General features: G+C 72.5%; 17 protein-coding genes. 4 read left to right on the forward strand and 13 right to left on the reverse strand.

The window, feature by feature from the left end:
- Positions 1–4: 4 nt before the first annotated feature.
- The 3 genes from CEB94_RS17895 to CEB94_RS17905 are packed head-to-tail and all read right to left on the reverse strand — an operon-like array spanning position 5 to position 4,096.
- Positions 5–1,603, reverse strand: coding sequence for an acyl-CoA carboxylase subunit beta (locus CEB94_RS17895; RefSeq protein ID WP_175433194.1), 1,599 nt, complete (start codon positions 1,601–1,603; stop codon positions 5–7).
- Positions 1,600–3,270, reverse strand: a complete 1,671-nt coding sequence (locus CEB94_RS17900; protein ID WP_175433195.1) for an acyclic terpene utilization AtuA family protein — start codon at positions 3,268–3,270, stop codon at positions 1,600–1,602. The genes CEB94_RS17895 and CEB94_RS17900 overlap by 4 nt, the downstream gene beginning before the upstream one ends.
- A gap of 31 nt (positions 3,271–3,301) precedes the next feature.
- Positions 3,302–4,096, reverse strand: a complete 795-nt coding sequence (locus tag CEB94_RS17905; RefSeq protein ID WP_175433196.1) for a TIGR03084 family metal-binding protein — start codon at positions 4,094–4,096, stop codon at positions 3,302–3,304.
- 347 nt (positions 4,097–4,443) lie between these two features.
- On the opposite strand from CEB94_RS17905, the gene CEB94_RS17910 reads away from it, so the two are divergent.
- Positions 4,444–5,274: a hypothetical protein gene (locus CEB94_RS17910; protein ID WP_246111832.1), complete on the forward strand. Its 831-nt coding sequence runs from the start codon at positions 4,444–4,446 to the stop codon at positions 5,272–5,274.
- Positions 5,275–5,430: 156 nt separating this feature from the next.
- On the opposite strand, the gene CEB94_RS17915 is transcribed toward CEB94_RS17910, so the two are convergent.
- The 4 genes from CEB94_RS17915 to CEB94_RS17930 form a co-directional block, all read right to left on the reverse strand.
- On the reverse strand, positions 5,431–6,033 hold the full coding sequence (locus tag CEB94_RS17915; protein WP_175433197.1) for a DinB family protein: 603 nt from the start codon (positions 6,031–6,033) through the stop codon (positions 5,431–5,433).
- A 106-nt stretch (positions 6,034–6,139) separates the two neighbouring features.
- Positions 6,140–7,075 carry an EamA family transporter gene (locus CEB94_RS17920; protein ID WP_425472547.1) on the reverse strand — a complete coding sequence of 312 codons (936 nt, stop codon included), beginning with the start codon at positions 7,073–7,075 and terminating at the stop codon, positions 6,140–6,142.
- A 206-nt stretch (positions 7,076–7,281) separates the two neighbouring features.
- The gene (locus CEB94_RS17925; protein ID WP_175433199.1) at positions 7,282–8,418 is read right to left on the reverse strand and encodes a lipid II:glycine glycyltransferase FemX; all 1,137 of its coding nucleotides are present in this window, start codon (positions 8,416–8,418) and stop codon (positions 7,282–7,284) included.
- A gap of 111 nt (positions 8,419–8,529) precedes the next feature.
- Positions 8,530–11,427 carry an FAD-binding and (Fe-S)-binding domain-containing protein gene (locus CEB94_RS17930; RefSeq protein WP_175433200.1) on the reverse strand — a complete coding sequence of 966 codons (2,898 nt, stop codon included), beginning with the start codon at positions 11,425–11,427 and terminating at the stop codon, positions 8,530–8,532.
- A 75-nt stretch (positions 11,428–11,502) separates the two neighbouring features.
- Between CEB94_RS17930 and serC the strand changes: the two genes are divergently transcribed.
- Positions 11,503–12,621, forward strand: a complete 1,119-nt coding sequence (serC, locus tag CEB94_RS17935) for a phosphoserine transaminase (RefSeq protein ID WP_175433201.1) — start codon at positions 11,503–11,505, stop codon at positions 12,619–12,621.
- Positions 12,622–12,681: 60 nt separating this feature from the next.
- Here serC and CEB94_RS17940 read toward each other — a convergent pair whose 3' ends face one another.
- From CEB94_RS17940 to CEB94_RS17955, 4 genes are all read right to left on the reverse strand, one after another.
- Positions 12,682–13,353: a formylglycine-generating enzyme family protein gene (locus CEB94_RS17940; RefSeq protein WP_175433202.1), complete on the reverse strand. Its 672-nt coding sequence runs from the start codon at positions 13,351–13,353 to the stop codon at positions 12,682–12,684.
- Between the two features lie 84 nt (positions 13,354–13,437).
- A complete protein-coding gene (locus CEB94_RS17945; RefSeq protein ID WP_175433203.1) occupies positions 13,438–14,955 on the reverse strand; it encodes a cellulase family glycosylhydrolase in 1,518 nt (505 codons plus the stop codon).
- A gap of 135 nt (positions 14,956–15,090) precedes the next feature.
- Complete coding sequence (locus CEB94_RS17950) at positions 15,091–15,912, reverse strand: ABC transporter permease (RefSeq protein WP_175433204.1); 822 nt, start codon at positions 15,910–15,912, stop codon at positions 15,091–15,093.
- Positions 15,909–16,868: an ATP-binding cassette domain-containing protein gene (locus CEB94_RS17955; protein WP_175433205.1), complete on the reverse strand. Its 960-nt coding sequence runs from the start codon at positions 16,866–16,868 to the stop codon at positions 15,909–15,911. The genes CEB94_RS17950 and CEB94_RS17955 overlap by 4 nt, the downstream gene beginning before the upstream one ends.
- A 109-nt stretch (positions 16,869–16,977) precedes the next feature.
- Here CEB94_RS17955 and CEB94_RS17960 point away from each other — a divergent pair, with 109 nt between their 5' ends.
- Positions 16,978–17,751 (forward strand): TetR/AcrR family transcriptional regulator, encoded by a 774-nt coding sequence (locus tag CEB94_RS17960; RefSeq protein WP_175433206.1) that lies wholly within the window; start codon positions 16,978–16,980, stop codon positions 17,749–17,751.
- On the opposite strand, the gene CEB94_RS17965 is transcribed toward CEB94_RS17960, so the two are convergent.
- Positions 17,748–18,224, reverse strand: a complete 477-nt coding sequence (locus CEB94_RS17965; RefSeq protein WP_175433207.1) for an ester cyclase — start codon at positions 18,222–18,224, stop codon at positions 17,748–17,750. The two genes, CEB94_RS17960 and CEB94_RS17965, sit on opposite strands and share 4 nt — an antisense overlap.
- Before the next feature lie 80 nt (positions 18,225–18,304).
- Here CEB94_RS17965 and CEB94_RS17970 point away from each other — a divergent pair, with 80 nt between their 5' ends.
- Positions 18,305–18,772, forward strand: coding sequence for a MarR family winged helix-turn-helix transcriptional regulator (locus tag CEB94_RS17970; RefSeq protein WP_175433208.1), 468 nt, complete (start codon positions 18,305–18,307; stop codon positions 18,770–18,772).
- Positions 18,773–18,810: 38 nt separating this feature from the next.
- On the opposite strand, the gene CEB94_RS17975 is transcribed toward CEB94_RS17970, so the two are convergent.
- Positions 18,811–19,785: a WD40 repeat domain-containing protein gene (locus CEB94_RS17975; RefSeq protein WP_175433209.1), complete on the reverse strand. Its 975-nt coding sequence runs from the start codon at positions 19,783–19,785 to the stop codon at positions 18,811–18,813.
- Positions 19,786–19,794 lie beyond the last annotated feature (9 nt).

Genomic DNA, 19,794 nt, shown 5'->3' on the forward strand with positions numbered 1-19,794 from the left:
TGCCTCACATCCGGAAGACGCCGAAGCCGCCGCGCGCGCCCTCGTAAGGGGCGGTGTGGATCGCGGACAGGCACAGGCCGAGGACGGTGCGGGTGTCGCGCGGGTCGATGACGCCGTCGTCGTACAGCCGCCCGGACAGGAACATCGGCAGCGACTCGGACTCGATCTGCTGCTCCACCATGGCGCGCAGTGCCGCGTCCGCCTCCTCGTCGTAGGGCCGCCCCTTGGCGGCGGCCGACTGGCGGGCGACGATCGACAGCACGCCCGCGAGCTGCTGCGGGCCCATCACGGCCGACTTGGCGCTGGGCCAGGCGAAGAGGAAGCGGGGGTCGTAGGCCCTGCCGCACATGCCGTAGTGGCCGGCTCCGTAGGAGGCGCCCATCAGCACGGACAGATGCGGGACCTTCGAGTTGCTGACGGCGTTGATCATCATCGCGCCGTGTTTGATGATGCCGCCCTGCTCGTACTCCCTGCCGACCATGTAGCCGGTGGTGTTGTGCAGGAAGAGCAGGGGGATGTCGCGCTGGTTGGCGAGCTGGATGAACTGGGCGGCCTTCTGGGACTCCTCGCTGAAGAGCACGCCCCGGGCGTTCGCCAGCACCCCCACCGGGTAGCCGTGCAGGGTCGCCCAGCCGGTCGTCAGGCTCGTCCCGTACAGGGGCTTGAACTCGTCGAAATCGGAGGCGTCGACGATGCGGGCGATGACCTCGCGCGGGTCGAAGGGGCTCTTCAGGTCGCCCGGGACGATACCCAGAAGCTCCTCCGCGTCGTACTGGGGCGGCTCGGCGGGGCCCGGATCCTCGTACGCCTTGCGGTGGTTGAGGCGGGCGACCACGCGGCGGGCCTGCCGCAGCGCGTCCGGCTCGTCGACGGCGAAGTGGTCCGCGAGGCCCGACACGCGCGCGTGCATCTCGGCGCCGCCCAGGGATTCGTCGTCGCTCTCCTCCCCCGTCGCCATCTTCACCAGCGGCGGACCGCCGAGGAACACCTTCGCCCGCTCCTTGACCATGATCACGTGGTCGGACATGCCGGGGATGTAGGCGCCGCCGGCGGTGGAGTTGCCGAAGACGACCGCGACGGTCGGGATGCCGGCGGCGGAGAGCCGGGTGAGGTCCCGGAAGATGGCACCGCCGGGGATGAAGATCTCCTTCTGGGAGGGCAGGTCGGCGCCCCCGGACTCCACCAGGCTGATGCAGGGCAGCCGGTTGGTGAGGGCGATGTCGTTGGCGCGCAGGGCCTTCTTCAGTGACCAGGGGTTGCTCGCGCCACCGCGCACGGTCGGGTCGTTGGCGGTGATCAAACACTCCACGCCCTCGACGACACCGATGCCGGTGACGAGGGACGCGCCGACGGTGTGGTCGCTGCCCCAGGCGGCCAGCGGGGACAGCTCCAGGAAGGGCGTGTCGGGGTCGAGGAGCAGCTCGATGCGCTCGCGGGCGAGGAGCTTGCCGCGCCCCCGGTGCCGTGCGACGTACTTCTCGCCGCCGCCCGCGAGGGCCTTGGCGTGCTCGGCGTCGAGTTCGGCGAGCTTGGCGAGCATGGCCTCGCGGTTGGCCCGGTGGTCGGGTCCCGCGGGGTCGAGCGCGGCGGTCAGGACGGTCACAGAAGGGCCTCCGGCAGGTCCAGGTGGCGGGAGCGCAGCCATTCGCCGAGGGCCTTGGCCTGCGGGTCGAAGCGGTGCTGGGCGGCGACGCCGGCGCCGAGGATGCCCTCGACGACGAAGTTGAGGGCGCGCAGGTTCGGCAGCGCGTGCCGTACGACGGTCAGCTCGCGGCTCTCGGGGATCAGCTCCCGGAACCGGTCGGCGGTCAGTTCGTGCGCGAGCCAGCGCCAGGCGTCGTCCGTGCGCGCCCACACCCCGACGTTGGCGTTGCCGCCCTTGTCCCCGCTGCGGGCGCCCGCGACGAGGCCGAGGGGGGCCCTTGTCACCGGCCCGGGCGGCAGCGGCTCGGGGAGCGCAGGCTCGGGAACGTCGTCGAGTACGAGGGTGTCGTGGGGCGGCGGCACCGGAACCCGGTCTCCGTCATGGAGGACCGCCACATGGTCGACTCCGACCTGGGGGACGTACACCTCCTCGAACACCCCATACGGCGAGCCCTTTTCTGGTGGTGCCAGCACATGGAAGCCCGGGTAACTGGCGAGCGCCAGCTCCACCGCGGCCCCGCTCAGCGCACGCCCCACGGTCTCCTGGTCCGGGTCCCGGACGACGAGCCGCAGCAACGCGCTCGCCGTCTCCTCCGTGCCGGCGTCGGGCCGGTCGGTGCGGACCGGCTCCCAGCGCACGTCGGCGACCTTGCCGAGGGCGGGTTCCATCTGGTCCCGCACCAAAGCGGCCTTGGCGTCGACGTCGAGGCCGGTGAGCACGAAGACGACCTCGTTGCGGAAGCCGCCGAGCCGGTTGAGGCCGACCTTGAGGGTGGGCGGCGGCGCCTCCCCGCGTACGCCCTCGATCCGCACCCGGTCGGGCCCGTCCTGGGTCAGCCGTACGGTGTCCAGCCGGGCGGTGACGTCCGGCCCCGCGTACCGGGCACCGGCCGTCTCGTACAGCAACTGGGCGGTGACCGTGCCGACGTCGACGAAGCCGCCGGTGCCGGGGTGCTTGGTGATGACGCAGCTGCCGTCCTCGTGCAGCTCGGCGAGCGGGAAGCCGGGGCGGCGCACGTCGCCGTCCCGGAAGAAGGCGTAGTTGCCGCCGGTGGCCTGCGCCCCGCACTCCAGGACGTGCCCCGCGACCACCGCACCCGCGAGCCGGTCGTGGTCGCGCGGTGTCCATCCGAAATGGGCGGCGGCGGGACCGGTGACCAGGGCCGCGTCCGTCACCCGCCCGGTGACGACGACGTCGGCGCCCGCCCGCAGGCACTCCGCGATGCCGAAGCCGCCGAGGTAGGCGTGGGCGGCGAGGCTCCCCGGATGGGCGGTGGTGAGGTCGTCGCCCGACACATGGGCGACGCGCACGGGGATGCCGAGCCGGCCGGCCGACCGCCGCACGGCGTCGGCGAGTCCGGCCGGGTTGAGACCGCCCGCGTTGGTGACGATCCGGACGCCCCGCTCGTTCGCGAGCCCGAGGCAGTCCTCCAGCTGCCGCAGGAACGTGCGGGCGTATCCGGCGGCGGGGTCCTTGAGGCGGTCCCTGCCGAGGATGAGCATGGTCAGCTCGGCGAGGTAGTCACCGGTGAGGACGTCGAGTTCGCCGCCGGTGAGCATCTCGCGCATCGCGTCGAAGCGGTCGCCGTAGAAGCCGGAGGCGTTGCCGATGCGCAGGGTCGTCACGAGGCCGCCTCCTCGCCGCTGCGCACGGGCGTCACGAGACGGCCCCCTTCGGCGGGCGTCCGCCGCCCGGTGGTCCCGCGAAGGCCTGCGCGATGTCCAGCCAGCGGTCGGCGTCCGGGCCGTCGGCACGCAGAGCGAGGTCGGTGCGGTGGGCGCGCTGGGTGACCAGGAGGCAGAAGTCCAGGGCGGGCCCGGTGACGCACTGAGCGGCGTCCTCGGGGCCGTACGTCCACAGGTCGCCGGAGGGGGCGCGCAGTTCGACGCGGAAGGGGTCGGCGGGCGGGGTCAGGCCGTGCACGCCGTACGCGAAGTCCCGGGTCCGCACCCCGAGCCAGGCCACATGCCTCAGCCGGTCGGTAGGTGGGCGCACCACACCCAGGGCGTCGGCCACATCCTGCCCATGGGCCCAGGTCTCCATGAGACGGGCCGTCGCCATGGAGGCGGCCGACATGGGCGGTCCGTACCAGGGGAAGCGCGCCTTGGCCTGGGCGGCCCGCAGGGCCCTCTCCAGTGCCCTACGGCCGTCGCGCCAGCGGGTGAGCAGTTCGGCGGGCGCGAGCGCGGCGCCCTCCTCGGCGCCCTCGTCGACGAAGGAGCCCGGCGCGGCGAGGGCCTTCTCGACCAGCGCGCGGAAGCCGTCGGCGTCCGTGACGGCGAGCAGCGCCGAGCGGTCCGTCCAGGCGAGATGGGCGATCTGGTGCGCCACGGTCCAGCCGGGCGCCGGGGTCGCGAGCGACCACCGCCGCACGGCCGACCCGGCCACGAGGCGGTCGAGTTCCTCGCTCTCCTCGCGCAGATCGTCGATCACGGACGTCGGATCGGACACGGGCGCTCCCCTCGGGGCACGGCGGTGTGCGGGGTGGTGCGGCGTGCTGAGGAGCATGGCAGCGGCGCCAGAAACAATCAAGCGTGCTTGCATGAAATTGTCGGGGTGGCCGGAAGCGTGCTCTCGGGCGGCGAGGTCAATACACTCTGGGCGCGCGCTCGTTCCATTGGTCACGCGTCGGGGGAGACACAAGGATGAGCACCTGGAATCCGGGCGGGCAGCCGCCGTACGACCCGAACGGGCCGCAGCCCTACTCGCCCCAGCCGGGGCCTTACCCGCCCCAGCCAGGTCCCTATCCGTCCTCACCCGGGCCTTACGCACCGCCGGGGGGTGGGTATCCGCCCCACATGCCGCCGCCAGGGGGTGGCTATCCGCCCCATGTGCCCCACCCCTACATTCCCCACCCGGTGCCGCCGCAGGCGCCGCCCCCCGGCCCCGTCGCGCGACTGCGGCGGCGGATCGGCCCCATCCACACCGCCCGCCGGGTGTTCAGGCCGTCCCGGCCGGACCTCGTCCAGGACGCTTTCGTCGCCCGCATGCAGAAGATCCGCACGCTGGTGGGGCTGGCCGCGGTGGTGTGGGTGTCGGTGAGCTACAAGGTCGGCAGCTCCCTGCGGGACGTCGCCGACGACCGTCTCGACCAGTCCTGGCACAGCGTGCTGGTGCTGTCCGTGACGTTCCCGGTGGTCGTGGGCGTGCTGCTGGCGCTGACCGCGCCGTCGGCCCGCCGGGATCTGCTGCGCCGGGCCGCGAAGCCGTTCGGCGCGATGATGGCCCTGATCGCCGCGGTCTTCGTGTTCCCGCTGATGGTGCTCACCGGCTTCGTCGACGGGCGGTTCGCCACCAGCCCGGCGATGACCGTGGTCACCTGGGTGGTCGTCGTGCTCGTCCTGGTGTGGGTGCTGCCGTTCATCGCCTGGGGCATCGGCCTGGCGCTGCTCCACGTCTTCCGCACCGCCGACATCCACCAGACCATGCCGCCGCTGCTCGCCATGACGCTGGTGTGGGAGATGACGCTGCTCGACCTGTTCACCGGGGCGTACGCGGGGGTGCCGGCGCCGGTGCGGGCGGTGTTCCTGCTCGGGGCGCCGCTGTCGGTGACCGCGGTGGGGCTGTGGGAGCTGCGGCGGCTGCGGGCGCACTACGCAATCTCGGTGCGCGGGATGCTGGTGCGCTAGGGGCGAGAGGGCGAGCCGGCCGGGCGAGCCCGGGACTTCGGCGCGGCATCCGCGATCGGCCAGGCGCCGCACGCCGAGGCGGACGTGGCCGGGCAGCGGGAAGGTGCGCCCCTACCTGGCCTTCGCCGCCGCCACGGGCCCGGTCCGCCGGTGGGCTCAGCCGGTCTTGCCCGCTTCTCTCGCCGCCTCCTCCAGCCGGTGCCGATGGGCCTCCCACATGGCCCGGTCACCCGGGGGCATGCTGTCCTTGCCCGGCGTCAGGCCGACCGACCCGTCGATGAGTTCGCGCACGATGTCGGCGTGGCCCGCGTGACGGCTGGTGTCGGCGATCACGCGCACCAGGATGTGGTGCAGCGTGGTCTCGCGCCGCTCCTCGGGCCACCAGGGGACGCGGCCGAGCGCGTCCAGCGGCAGCGCCGCGATCGTGCCGTCCGCGTGCTCCCACGCCCGGCGGTACAGCCTGGCGATGTCCTCGCGCGACTCGTCCGGGGTGGCCCACATGTCGGCGTTGGGCTCGGCGTCCCGCGTGTACCACCAGAGCGGTGGGTTCTCTTCGAAGAACGGCCGGCCGAAGGTGTCGCCGAAGTACCCCAGCTCCACCCCAGCGGTGTGCTTGACCAGCCCCAGCAGATTGGTGCCGGTCGGCGTCAGGGGGCGGCGGATGTCGTACTCCGAGAGCCCGTCGAGCTTCCACAACAGGGCGTCACGAGCGTCCTGGAGACAGCGGAGGAGGTCAGCCTTCGGATCCGGTGCGGTCATGCGGGCAGTCTGGCACCCGGCACTGACAACCGGGCCGGACCGGGACGGCGGCCGCTTCCCTCACGGGGGCCGGTCAGCACTACAGACCCGCGCCCCCCGGGGCCGGTCAGCCCTCCAGGCCCGTGCCCTCCAGCGCCGCCGTCTTCTTGCGGCCACCGCCCACCTGCGTGCGCACCGCCCCCATGCTCGCCGCGACGACGAGGGCGATCGCGGCGGCCTCGGAAGCCTTCAGGGCCTGGTCGAGGATGAGGAAGCCGGCCGTCGCGGCGATGGCCGGTTCGAGGCTCATCAGGACCGCGAAGGTGGAGGCGGGCAGGCGGCGCAGGGCGAGGAGTTCGAGCGTGTAGGGCAGCACCGAGGAGAGCAGGGCCACCGCGGCGCCCAGGCCCAGCGTCACCGGGTCGAGCAGCTTCGTGCCCGACTCGGCGATGCCCAGAGGCAGGAACAGCACCGCCCCCACCACCATGGCCAGGGCCAGCCCGTCCGCCTGCGGGAAGCGGCGGCCCGTACGGGCGCTGAAGACGATGTAGGCCGCCCACATGGCGCCGGCGCCCAGGGCGAAGGCCGCTCCTGTGGGGTCGAGGCCGCTGAAGCCTCCCCCGCCCAGGAGGAAGACACCGGCGAGGGCCAGCGCCGCCCAGACGACGTTGATCGCGCGGCGGGAGGCGAAGACCGAGAGGGCGAGCGGGCCGAGGACCTCCAGCGTGACCGCGGGGCCCAACGGGATGCGCGCGACGGCCTGGTAGAAGAGGCCGTTCATGGCGGCCATGGTGATGCCGAAGACGACGACCGTGCCCCAGTCGGTGCGCGAGTGGCCGCGCAGCCGCGGACGGCAGACCAGGAGCAGGACGACGGCCGCGACCAGCAGACGCAGCGCCACCACCCCGAGGGCACCCGTCCTGGGCATCAGCGTCACGGCCAGGGCGCCGCCGAACTGCACGGAGACCCCGCCCGCGAGCACCAGGCCCACGGGCCCGAGGGAACCGAGCCGGCCCGGGCCGGCGGTCGGCGCGGTGGAGTCGGCGGTCGCGGTCACGGTCACGGTCGGGGACGAGGTGGCGGTCTCCGGCGGGGTCACGGGCGGGTCCTGTGTTCGGGGTCGGTGTCCTGGTGCTGCGCACGTGTGCGCGTGTGCGGTGCGTGCGCCCGGATGCACACAACGTACAGCCCGATGCACTGCACAGTCCAGATTAATGGACTCCGTCAGGTGCGTGAACCCCTTTTGCCGCTGTCTCGGGCTGTGAGACGTCAGCGGCGGGAAAGGTAGCGGTCGAACGCCTTGTGGAGCAGCCGGTTGAGCGGGTAGTCCCATTCGCCGAGGTACTCCACGGCCTCACCGCCGGTGCCCACCTTGAAGCGGAGCAGGCCCAGCAGGTGGCTGGACTCCTCCAGGGTGTCGGTGATGCCGCGCAGGTCGTAGACGGCGGCGCCGAGTTCATGCGCGTCGGTCATCATGCGCCACTGCACGGCGCTGCTCGGCTGGACCTCGCGGCGGCGGCTGGTGGAGGCGCCGTAGGAGTACCAGACGTGGTCGCCGACGGTCAGCATGGTGGCCGCGGCGAGCACCTCGCCGTCGTGGTGGGCGAGGTAGAGCCGCATCCGGTCCGGGTGTTCGGCGGTCAGCGCGGTCCACATGCGCTGGAAGTACGGCAGCGGGCGCGGGATGAAGCGGTCCCGCTCGGCGGTCTCGCTGTACAGCTCGTGGAAGGCCGGCAGGTCCTCCAGGTCGCCGCGGACGACCTTCACCCCGGCCTTCTCCGCCTTCTTGATGTTGCGCCGCCACTGCTGGTTCAGGCCGTCGTGGATGTCCTCCAGCGAGCGTCCGGCGAACGGCACCTGGAAGACGTACCGGGGCTGGCCCGCGGCGAAGCCGTCCTCGCCGCCGGGTGCGTTCTGCCGCCAGCCCATGCGGCGCAGGCTGTCCGCGACCTGGCCGGCGCGGGGTTCGTACGACGTCGCCCGCACGTCGCGCAGCCGCCGGGCGGCCGGGTCCGCGATCGCCGCCTTGACCGTCTCGGCGCTCCAGCGGCGCACCACGACCGGCGGGCCCATCCGCACCGCGAAGGCGCCCCGCCGTCTCAGGTGCGCGAGCATCGGTTCCAGCAGACGGTCGAGACCGGGCTCGTGCCAGTCGATCAGCGGGCCCTCGGGCAGATACGCGAGGTAGCGCGGCAGCCCGGGCACCCGCGGCCCGGGCAGCGGGCGCAGCAGCACCAGTCCCACGCCGACGAGCTGCCCGCCGCCGTCGAACCAGCCGAGGCTCTCCGCCCGCCAGTCGGGCTTCACCTCACCCCAGGAGGGGACCTGGGTGTGGCTGGCGGAGGGGCGGGCCGTGACGAACGCGAGGTGCTCGTCACGGGTGATCGGCTGGACGCGGACGCTCATGCGCGGGCTCCTTCGAGCAGCGGGCGGTGGTCTGGTTCCGCGAGCCTAGGAGCGGCTCGGCCCTCCCCCGGCTCAGACACTCGAGTCCGCCCGTCCCGTGGCCCGAACGCCTCACCCGCCCCCTCGCCGGCGGTCCTCGTCCAGCGCGTCGTCCAGCGCCTCGGCCAGTACCTCCGCCAGATGCCTGCCCCGGACGCCCGCCAGCTGCTCCAGCTGGGTGCGGCAGGAGAAGCCGTCCGCGAGGACCACCGTGCCGTCCGGGGCGTCCCGTACGGACGGCAGGAGCTGTTCCGCCGCGCAGGCGGCGGACACCTCGTAGTGGCCCTTCTCGAAGCCGAAGTTCCCGGCGAGGCCGCAGCAGCCGCCGCTCAGTTCGCCGGTGAGCAGGGCCGCTTCCCGCAGCCTGCGGTCGGCGGCGTCGCCGAGCACCGCGTGCTGGTGGCAGTGGGTCTGCCCGGCCACCGGGCGGTCCACGCGCGGCGGAATCCAGCCGGGGGCGTGGCGCTCCAGTGTCTCCGCGAAGGTGAGGACCCGCGCGGCGAGCCGGGCCGCGCGCGGGTCGTCGTGCAGCAGCTCGGGGACGTCCGTGCGCAGGGCCGCGGCGCAACTCGGTTCCAGGACCACGACCGGGGCGCCGGTCTCCAGCACCGGTTCCATCAGGTCGAGTGTGCGCCGCATGACGGCCCGGGCGCGGTCCAACTGGCCCGTCGAGACGTACGTCAGCCCGCAGCAGACCCGGCCCCGGCCGCGCAGCAGGGACAGCGGGTCGAGGGCGACCGTCCTGCCGTCGCCCACCGGCGGTTTCGCCAGATGCAGGGTCGGCGGCAGCGCCACCCGCAGCCCGGCCGCCTCCAGTACCCGTACGGCGGCCTGTCCCACGGCCGGCGAGAGGTGCTCGGTGAAGGTGTCGGGCCACAGGATGATCACGTCGCCCCGTGTGGCGGGGCGCTGCGGCCTCCGCCGCTCCCACCACCGGCTGAACGTTCGCCGGGCCACCCGCGGAATCTCCCGCTCGGGCGCGAGCCCGCCCAGCCGCTTGGCCGCCCAGGCGAAGGGACGAGCAGCGGACAGCGCGTTGACCAGCCACGCCGTGCGCGTGCGGGCCACTGCCCGGAGCCACACCGGCAGCCGGCCCATCGCGTGGTGCGCGGCGGGCCGGCGGCGCCCCGCGTAGTGGTGGTGCAGGAACTCCGCCTTGTACGTGGCCATGTCGACCCCGACCGGGCAGTCCGACCGGCAGCCCTTGCAGGCCAGGCACAGGTCCAGCGCGTCCCGGACCTCCTCCGACCGCCAGCCGTCCGTCACCACCTCACCGGCGAGCATCTCGTGCAGCAGCCGGGCACGCCCGCGCGTGGAGTGCTCCTCCGCGCCCGTCGCCCGGAAGGACGGGCACATGACGCCCGAGCCGGACACCGATGCCGTACGGCACTTGGCGACGCCCACGCAGCGCCGCACCGCCGCCGAGAAGTCGCCGCCGTCGGCGGGGTAGCCGAAGGCCACGTCGACCGGTTCGCGGGGCAGGACGGAGAAGCGCAGGCCGCTGTCCAGGGGTGCGGGGCGGACGAGCATCCCGGGGTTGAGCAGGTCGTCCGGGTCCCACACCCGTTTCACCCGCTCGAACAGGCCCACCGTCTCGGCCCCGTACATCCTCGGCAGCAGTTCCGCCCGCGCCTGCCCGTCCCCGTGCTCCCCGGACAGCGACCCGCCGTGCGCCACCACCAGCTCCGCGAGCTCCTCCGAGAAGCGGCGGAAACGGGCGACGCCTGGCCGTGTCAGCAGGTCGAAGTCGATACGGACGTGGATGCAGCCGTCCCCGAAGTGCCCGTAGGGCGTGCCGCGCAGCCCGTGCGCCGCCATCAGGACCCGGAAGTCCCGCAGATACGCGCCGAGCCGGGCGGGCGGCACCGCACAGTCCTCCCAGCCCGGCCAGGCCTCGGTCCCGTCGGGCATCCGCGTCGCCGTCCCGCTCGCGTCCTCCCGGATCCGCCACAGCGCGCGCTGCCCGACCGGGTCGGTCACCACGAGCGCGTCCACGACGTCGGCGGCCCGCACGACCGCCTCCGCACGCGCGCGTGCCTGCGCGGCCGACTCCCCTCCGGTCTCCACGAACAGCCAGGCGCCGCCCCGCGGCAGCGCGGCCGGGGACGGCACGAGGTCCGCCGCCATCCCCTCCACCGTCAGCGGCCCGAGCGGCAGCAGCCCGGCAGCGGCCTCGGCCGCCGCGCTCTCGTCGGCGTACGCCAGCACGGCCAGCGCCCGCGCGCGGGGCGCCTCGACCAGGCGTACGACCGCCTCCGTCAGCACGCCGAGCGTGCCCTCGGAGCCGCAGAACGAGCGGGCCACGTCGGCGCCGCGCTCGGGCAGCAGGGCGTCCAGCGCGTATCCGGAGATGCGGCGGGGCAGCTCCGGGAAGCCGGTGCGCAGCCGGGCCGATTCGCTCTCCACCAGCGCCCGCAGCCCGTCCGGCGCCCCAGCCCAGTTACGCCCGAGCCGCAGCCGCTGCCCCCGCGCGGTGACGACGTCCAGTTCCCGGACACTGTCCGCGGTCGTCCCCCACGCCACGGAGTGCGAGCCGCACGAGTTGTTGCCGATCATGCCGCCGAGCGTGCACCGGCCGTGCGTGGACGGATCCGGCCCGAACCGCAGTCCGTGCGGCGCGGCGGCCTCCTGGAGCCGGTCCAGCACCAGCCCCGGCTGAACGACGGCGGTCCGTGCCTCGGGATCCAGGGCGACCAGCCGGTTCATGTGCCGCGTGAAGTCCAGCACGACACCGGTGCCGGTGGCCTGCCCGGCGATGGACGTACCCCCGCCGCGGGCGACGACCGGCACCCCGTGCTCCCGGCACACGGCGAGCGCGGCGGCCACGTCATCGGCGTCCACCGGCGCCACGACCCCGAGCGGGACCCGCCGGTAGTTGGACGCGTCCATGGTGACCAGCGCGCGGGAGGTGACATCGAACCCGACCTCGCCGCGCACGGCCCCGCGAAGCTCCGCCTCAAGTTTCGCCATGTCCCCCACTCAACACCGTCTCACCCGACGGACGACGTTTCGCCCACGTTTCTGGAAACGGCTACGCTCCCCTGCGTGGCTGAGATCCGGATTCCCTCTGACATCAAGCCCGCGGACGGACGTTTCGGCGCGGGTCCCTCCAAGGTGCGGACGGAGGCGCTGGACGCCCTCGCCGCGACCGGCACCTCCCTCATGGGCACCTCCCACCGGCAGGCTCCCGTCAAGGACCTGGTCGGCAAGGTGCGCGAAGGCATCAGCGAGCTGTTCCAGCTCCCCGACGGCTACGAGGTGATTCTCGGCAACGGCGGCTCGACCGCGTTCTGGGACGTCGCGACGCACGGTCTGATCGAGAACAGGTCGCAGCACCTGAACTTCGGCGAGTTCAGCTCGAAGTTCGCGAAGGCCGCCAAGCTGGCCCCCTGGCTGGCCGAGCCGGACGTCATCGTCTCGGACCCGGGCACGCACCCCGAGGCGGTCGCCGAGGCGGGCGTGGACGTCTACGCGTTCACGCACAACGAGACCTCGACCGGTGTCGCCATGCCGATCAAGCGCGTGGCCGGTGCCGACGAGGGCGCCCTGGTGCTCGTGGACGCCACCTCCGGCGCCGGCGGCCTGCCCGTCGACGTCAGCGAGACCGACGTCTACTACTTCGCCCCGCAGAAGTCCTTCGCCTCCGACGGCGGCCTGTGGATCGGCGTCTTCTCCCCGGCCGCGATCGAGCGCGCCGAGCGGATCCACGCGTCCGGCCGCCACGTTCCGGAGTTCTTCTCGCTGCCGACGGCGATCGACAACTCCCGCAAGAACCAGACGTACAACACCCCGGCCCTCGCCACCCTCTTCCTGCTGAACCAGCAGCTGGAGTGGATCAACGGCCAGGGCGGCCTGGACTGGTCGGTCCGGCGCACGGCGACCTCCGCCCGCACGCTCTACGGCTGGGCCGAGGACATCAAGTACGCCAACCCGTTCGTCACCGACCCGGCCAAGCGCTCGCAGGTCATCGGCACGATCGACTTCACGGCCGAGGTCGACGCCGCCGCCGTCGCCAAGGTGCTGCGCGCCAACGGCATCGTCGACACCGAGCCCTACCGCAAGCTCGGCCGCAACCAGCTGCGCGTCGCGATGTTCCCGGCGATCGACCCGGCGGACGTCGAGGCGCTCACGAAGTGCGTCGACTACGTGATCGAGAAGCTCTGACCTTCTCGCGTACGTGAGTGTCGAGGGCGTCCCGCCCGTGCGGGGCGCCCTCTGCCGTGCTCAGGCCGGCCACGGGTCCTGGGCGCCCGGCGTCGAGCGCGCCACCCGGAACCCCACGTCGTCGATCCGGAACGTCGGATGGCTCCGGCGGCGCACCGAGGCGCGGCAGCTCCAGTGCTCGTCGGACCAGCCGCCGCCCCGCAGCACCCGGTAGGTGCCGTAGACCTCGGCGTCGTAGAGGTCCCAGCACCAGTCCCAGACGTTGCCCAGCATGTCGTATAGGCCCCAGGCGTTGGGCTGCCTGCCGCCCACGGGGTGGATGGCGTCCGCCGAGTTGCCCCGGTACCAGGCGATCTCGTCGAGCGGGCCGTAGCGGGGACCGGTGCCGCCGGCGCGGCAGGCGTGCTCCCACTCGGCCTCGGTGGGCAGCCGGTATCCGTCGGCGGTGGTGTCCCAGTCGGCGCTCCCGGTGCCGGACCGCACCTCGTACGCGGGGGTCAGGCCCTCGCGCCGGGACAGGGTGTTACAGAAGCGGATCGCGTCCCACCAGGACACGCCCTCGACCGGGAGCCGGTCGCCGCGTGCCGTGCTCGGCCGTTCGCCGGTGACCTCGGCGTACCACGCCTGGGTGACCGGGAACGCCGACAGGCGGAACGCCGCGACCTCGACCGTCCAGCTGTGCCGCGTCCGCCGGTCCGACAGGGTCACCCGGCCGGACGGGACGCTCGTCATCTCGTGTACCGGATCCCCACCCATGATCGGCCACCCTACGGGTGAGGGCGCCCGGACGGGACCGAGCGCCCCCTCACACCGCCATCACGTCGCCGAACAGCTCACCCCCGGTACGCCCCCGCCCCCGGGCGCGCCCCCGAACCCGAAGCTCGCCGAACCGCCCGGAGAGACACTGCCGTTGTGCGTGGCGTTCACCGCTGTGACGGTCGCGCCGGTCTGGGTGTGGGTCGCGTTCCACATGCTCGTGACCTTCTGCGACCCGCTCCACGTCCACGTCACCTTCCAGGACTTCAGCGGAAGTGTGCCCGTGTTGGTCACCTTCACCTCGGCGTTGAAGCCGCCGCCCCAGTCGCTGCCGACGGTGTAGGCGGCGGTGCAGGTGGGCGTGGTGCCGCCGGGACCACCCGGGTCCGGGCCGGGGCCGGGGCCGCCGGTGTCGAAGCCCGGGGCCTTGATGGACGCCAGGTACGCGTCCTTCGCCGTGTCGACCGTCTGCCAGTCGTCCTTCAGGATGCCGCCGGTGTCACCGGAGTTGGGGTTCCAGGACCAGAACGTCCAGTGGAAGCTGTCGGCGCCGTACGCGGACGTCGAGCGCAGGTACTTCACCAGCTCGGCCAGCCACTTCTGGTCCACCGCCGGCTGGAGCGTCGTACCGAACTCGCCGAGCCACACCGGGGCGATGTTCTGCTTGAAGATGTAGCCCCAGTACTTGTCCCAGATCCCCGGCATGTTGGCGGGGAAGGACGGGTCCGAGAACCAGGACTGCTGCGCCACCGACGTCGCGTAGTCGTGCGCCGAGTACACCAGCCGGTTCGGGACGTCCAGCTGGACCGGGTACTGGGCCACACCCATCAGGTTGCCGCCCCACCAGCCGTTGGTGCCGTCGTGCGACTGCACGCCCTCGACCATGATCAGCAGCTCGGGGTTGACCGAAAGCACCGCGTTGCCCGCGCGCTGGGCGGCCAGGCGCCAGTCGCGGGAGGTGTCGCCGCAGCCCCAGCAGGCCGGGTCGTGCGGCTCGTTGTGCAGGTCGATGCCGACCACGGTGGGGTTGCCCTTGTAACGCGCCGCCAGGGCCTTGAGGTTGGTGATCCACGTCGACTCGGGGACCGCCGCCGTGTACCAGAGCGCCGACTGGCCCGCCGCGTCCGGGCGGTGGCGGTCCAGGACGATCTTCAGGCCGGACTGGCCCGCGTAGGCCACGATCTTGTCCAGGACCTGGAGGGACGTCAGCCCGCGCAGGTCGGAGTTCTTGCCGTCGTGGTTGATGCTGTCCGGCATGGTGCCGGGCTTGAGAATGTCGTCGCTGTAGGGCATCCGGATGGTGTTGTAGCCCAGCGACCTCATCTGGTCGATCATGCTCTTGTAGTCGCGGGCCCACAGGCCGTGGACGACGTGGTTGGCGGTCTCGAAGCCGAACCAGTTGACGCCGGCGATACGGACGGGCTGCCCCGCCGCGTCCAGGATCTGCCGGCCGCTGGTGTGCCAGTAGCCGGCACCGGCGGCCTCAGCGGCGACATCGGCTCGTGCCGACTGCACGCCCGCCAGCGGTAACAGGAGCGCCGCGGCAACACACAGCGCTCTGCGCAGAGTGCGGAACATGTGGCTGCTTCCTCTCGGGGGGAGGCACGGCACCCGGAACAGGATGGGAGCGCTCCCATAATGCCGCGCACCTCCCAGAGAACTGGCGCAACATGAGCACGTCAAGACTCTGGGAGGTGTGCGACCGCCTAACCGCTATCGGCTCAGCTTCCTGAACCGCCGTACGGCCAGCGGCAGGAAGATCGCCGTCAGGATCACCGGCCACACCCCGGCCATCAGCAGCGCGTGCTGCTCCACCCAGGAGTCGCCGCCCCCGACCGGCGTCCCGAACAGCTCGCGGGTCGCCGCCGCCGTGGAGGAGATCGGGTTCCAGGCCGCCACCCAGCCCAGCCAGTCGGGCATGAGCTGCGGCGCGACGAAGATGCTGGAGATCATCGTCAGCGGGAAGGCGACCGCGAACAGGCCGCCCGCCGCCTCCGGGTTGGGCACCAACAGGCCGAGCCACACGCCGATCCAGATCAGCGCGAACCGCAGCCAGAGCAGGAGCCCGAACGCGGCGAGGAAGCCGAAGCCGCCGTCCGGACGCCAGCCCATCGCGAAAGCGGTCAGCATCATGATGGCCAGCTCGGCGCAGGCCACGATCAGATCGGTGACCCCGCGCCCGGCCACCACGGCCGAGGAGGACATCGGCATCGAGCGGAAGCGGTCGATGACGCCCTTGGTGGAGTCGTAGACCACGACGGTCGCGGTGTTGATGAAGCCGAACGCCATGGTCATCACGAACATGCCCGGCATCAGGAAGTCCTTGTAGTCCCCGCCGCCCGGCACCGTCATGGCGCTGCCGAAGACATAGCCGTAGAGCAGTACGGACAGGATGGGGAAGCCCAGCTGCCAGGCGATGTTGATCGGCTGGCGCTGATAGTGGGTCAGGCCGCGGCGGACGATGTTCCAGCAGTCGGCGAGCAGCCAGTACGTACCGCTCCGCGGGCTCGGCGTGCTCAGGTCGGTGACGCTCATGCCGCGGCCTCCTTCTCGGTCCGGTGTCCGGTCAGGCGCAGGAACACGTCGTCGAGGCTCGGCCTGCGCAGTCCGATGTCCTCGACGCGGACGCCCTCGTCCTGGAGGGTCCGCGCGACCTCGGTGAGGGCGGTGACCCGGTCGGTGACCGGGGCGTGCACCCGCAACTCCGTCTCGTCCGCCTCGGGTTCGCCCTCCGTGACCCGGGCGACGACCTTCACCACTCGCGGGATCTCGGACCGCTCGGCGACCACGACCTCGATGCGGTCGCCGCCGACCAGGTTCTTCAGCCCGTCCGGGGTGTCGTCGGCGATGGCCCGCCCCTGGTCGATGACGGTGATGTGCGAGGCGAGCTTGTCGGCCTCCTCCAGGTACTGCGTGGTCAGCAGCACGGTCGTGCCGCCGGCCACCAGCGCCCGTACGGAGTCCCAGACCTCCCCCCGGCTGCGGGGGTCCAGTCCGGTCGTCGGCTCGTCGAGGAAGAGGACGGCCGGGGCGAGGATCATGGACGCCGCGAGGTCGAGGCGGCGCCGCATGCCGCCGCTGTACTTGCCCACGCCCCGGTCGGCGGCGTCGGTCAGGTCGAACTGCTCCAGCAGTTCGGTGGCCCGGAGCCCGGCCCGCTTGCCGCCCAGGTGGAACAGGCGGCCGAACATCTCCAGGTTCTGCCGGCCGGTGAGCACCTCGTCGACCGCCGCGTACTGGCCGGTGAGCCCGATCCTGGCCCGCACCTCGCGCGACTGCCGGGCCACATCCAGCCCGGCGACCCTCGCGCTGCCCCCGTCCAGCCGGATCAGCGTGGACAGGATGCGGACGGCGGTGGTCTTGCCCGCCCCGTTCGGCCCGAGCAGGCCGTGCACCGTGCCCTCGCGCACCGCCAGGTCGAAGCCGTCGAGTGCGCGCTTCTCGCCGTACCTCTTCTCCAGCGCCTCGGCCCGCACCGCGTATCCGTCCATGCCGCCCCCTCCCGTGCGTCCGTGCCCCGTCGGCCCCGAACCGGGTACAGCGTACCCGATGGCGCGTACAGCGTACCCAGTTTTTCTCGGGGGACCTAAGCTGGGCTCCATGACGAGCGGTACGAGTGGCACGGGCAGTACGGAGACCAGCGGCAGCGGCGATATCGCCCGCACCCTCGAACTGCTGTGGGACACCGGCCGCCGCCCCAGTCGCGGCCCCAAGCCGACCCTGACCCTGGAACGGATCGTGGAAGCGGCCATCCAGGTGGCGGACACCGAGGGGCTGGAGGGGCTCTCCATGCGCCGCGTCGCCGCCGAACTGGGCACCGGCACCATGTCGCTGTACCGGTACGTCCCCGGCAAGGGCGAGCTGCTCGACCTCATGCTGGACCGGGTGCAGCGCCCCTCCGAGAACCCTGCCGACCTCGGCGACGGCGGCTGGCGCGCGGCCCTGGAGGCACTGGCCCGCGCGACCCTCGCCCTCTACCGCCGCCACCCCTGGCTGCTCCAGGTCAACCAGTCCCGCCCGATCCTCGGCCCGAGCGCCCTCGACGGCATGGAGAAGGTGCTGACCAGGATCCGCCCGATGGGGCTGAGCGACCCCGAACTGGTCTCCGCGATCATCATGATCGACGGGTATGTCGTCGGGGCCGCGCGCACGCAGCTGTACCAGCGGGAGGCGGAGCGCCGGACGGGCCTGACGGACGCCGAGTTCTGGCAGGCGCAGGTACCGGCCCTGGAAAAGGCCATGGCCTCGGGCCGCTACCCGGTCACGGCGTCCCTCTCCGAGGACGCCTTCGGCACGGACTTCGACCACTTCGAGTTCGGGTTGCAGCGGATCCTGGACGGGTTGGAGGTGCTGGTGGCGGCAGGCGAGTCCTAGGGGGCGTCATCACCGGGCCGCGCCGGGCCGTTGGGGCCGGAGACTGCGCCGAGCTGGGTGAGGCCGGCCAGCACGTCGGTGCAGGTCCAGTACTCGACGAACCTGCCGCCGGAGACCCGCAGGATGTCGTGGCCGCTGAAGGCGACCGGCGTGCCGGCCGGGGCCGTGGCGTGCTCCAGGCCGCCCGTGTAGCGGGCGCGCAGCGTCCAGCGTGCCGCGACCAGGTCGGCCTGGACGATCGGCCCGACGTCCACGCTGATGGCGACGTCCCCGAACACCGCCATGGTCTGCTCGATCTCGGGAAGCAGCCGGGCCGGACCCGTCTGCGCTTCCGAGTCGCTGCCGTCCGGCCGTGCCTGGTGCACGACGAAACCGGGATCGAGGATCTCGCCGGCATGGCTGAAGTCGCCGCGCCACAGCGCGGTCCAGCGTTCGTACAGCTCGTTCATCCGCTCGATGGACAGGGTGCTCATGCTGCGCTCCTTCGAGGAGTAGTATCTGCGTCACGAAGTATCTGCGTGACGCAGGGAATTGAAGGGGTGGATGCCGAGCCGTGTCAATCGAGAATCGTGAGGGGCTGCTCGCGGCCGTCACCGTGGCCGCCCGGCGGCAGCACGCCGCGTACACCCTCTTCAACCAGGCCATGGCGGACCGGCTGGGACTGCATCCGACGGATCTGCAGTGCGTGAGCCTGCTCGGCCTCGAACCCGAACCACTCACCACGGGTGAGATCGCCGAACTGACCGGCCTCACCTCGGGTTCGGCCTCCCGGCTCGTTGACCGGCTGGAGCGAGCGGGGCTGGTCGAGAGGAAGCCCGACCCGCACGACCGCAGAAGGACCCGGGTCTCGCTCACCGCCCGGCGAGCACCGGAGGCCGAGGCCGCGTGGGACGCCCCCGGCAGCGCCTTCGCCGACCTCCTCGCCGCGTTCAGCGACGAGGAACTGGCGGTGATCGAGCGCTACTTGCGCCACTCCACCCAGGTGGGATCCGCGCAGGCCGCACGGCTGCGGGAGCGGTAGCCCGGGACACCGTGCCCGGGCCGGTCAAGCACGAACTGCTACCCCCGGCGCCTCATTCTCCGCAGGCCGAACAGAGCGACCACAGCGACGCCCGCGGCGATCGCCCCCGTCTTGAGATGGCCGCTCAGCCCGTCTCCCCCGCCGTCGGACGCGGCCGAACTCCCACTCCCGGAAGGAGAGTCGGACCCGCCGCCCCCGGGAGCGTCCTGCGGCTCCACCGGGCTGTCCGCCCCCTCGGCGCCGTACATCAGCTTCTTGCCGTCCGCGGTGTAGGTGACGGACTCCCCCTGCCCCAGGAACGGCACGCCGAGTCGTTCCTTCCGTTTGATCTTCCCGCCGTTCCAGTCGTACGCGATCGCGCCGAAGTAGCTGCGTACGACGAGGTGTTCACCGTCCGGGGAAAGCGTGGCGTCGGTGGCCTCCAGGTCGGGGACGGCCGCGACGGGCCGGAACGTGTTCGACCCGGAGGGGGAGAGCCGGGCCGGGCCCTCGTACAGGTGCCCGCCCTTCTCGTTCTTGTCGACGATGTAGACGCGGCCGGTCTTCGGGTGCACGACGAGGGACTCGGCGTCCCGCGCGCCGTCGGAGTACTTCACGACGTACTGCGTGGCCCGGATCGTCTGGTCGCGCAGGTTCTTCGGCTCGGGCAGCCGGTAGATCCAGACGTACGGCCAGGTGCCGCCGAGGTTGTCGCCGATGTCGCCGACGTAGATCTGGTTGTCCGGCCCGATGGAAACGGCCTCGACGTCACGCGGACTGCCCACGCCGGACATGGTGATCGTGGCGACCGTCTCGCCCGTCGCGCTGTCGACGGCGTAGAGGTACGCCCCGTCGTCGCTGTCGTTGTGCGTCCAGTAGATGCCGGGGTGCTGCCGCGAGGCCGCCAGGCCGCTGGACTCGGTGATGCGCGGGTCCTTGATCGTGAACTTCTCGTCGCCGTCGGCGGCGGAGGCGGGTACGGCGAGGGCGCCCGTGAGAAGGGCCGCGGCGAGAAGGGCGAACGGTCTGCGCATGCCCCAAGA

This window comes from Streptomyces hawaiiensis (assembly GCF_004803895.1).
Classification (GTDB): Bacteria; Actinomycetota; Actinomycetes; order Streptomycetales; family Streptomycetaceae; genus Streptomyces; species Streptomyces hawaiiensis.

Coding starts and splice junctions, on each gene's coding strand:
- CEB94_RS17910 (WP_246111832.1), top strand. CDS start 4,444: ATGCCGCCGCCAGGGGGTGGCTATCCGCCCCATGTGCCCCACCCCTAC.
- CEB94_RS17915 (WP_175433197.1), bottom strand. CDS start 6,033: ATGACCGCACCGGATCCGAAGGCTGACCTCCTCCGCTGTCTCCAGGAC.
- CEB94_RS17925 (WP_175433199.1), bottom strand. CDS start 8,418: ATGAGCGTCCGCGTCCAGCCGATCACCCGTGACGAGCACCTCGCGTTC.
- CEB94_RS17930 (WP_175433200.1), bottom strand. CDS start 11,427: ATGGCGAAACTTGAGGCGGAGCTTCGCGGGGCCGTGCGCGGCGAGGTC.
- CEB94_RS17940 (WP_175433202.1), bottom strand. CDS start 13,353: ATGACGAGCGTCCCGTCCGGCCGGGTGACCCTGTCGGACCGGCGGACG.
- CEB94_RS17945 (WP_175433203.1), bottom strand. CDS start 14,955: ATGTTCCGCACTCTGCGCAGAGCGCTGTGTGTTGCCGCGGCGCTCCTG.
- CEB94_RS17950 (WP_175433204.1), bottom strand. CDS start 15,912: ATGAGCGTCACCGACCTGAGCACGCCGAGCCCGCGGAGCGGTACGTAC.
- CEB94_RS17955 (WP_175433205.1), bottom strand. CDS start 16,868: ATGGACGGATACGCGGTGCGGGCCGAGGCGCTGGAGAAGAGGTACGGC.
- CEB94_RS17960 (WP_175433206.1), top strand. CDS start 16,978: ATGACGAGCGGTACGAGTGGCACGGGCAGTACGGAGACCAGCGGCAGC.
- CEB94_RS17965 (WP_175433207.1), bottom strand. CDS start 18,224: ATGAGCACCCTGTCCATCGAGCGGATGAACGAGCTGTACGAACGCTGG.
- CEB94_RS17975 (WP_175433209.1), bottom strand. CDS start 19,785: ATGCGCAGACCGTTCGCCCTTCTCGCCGCGGCCCTTCTCACGGGCGCC.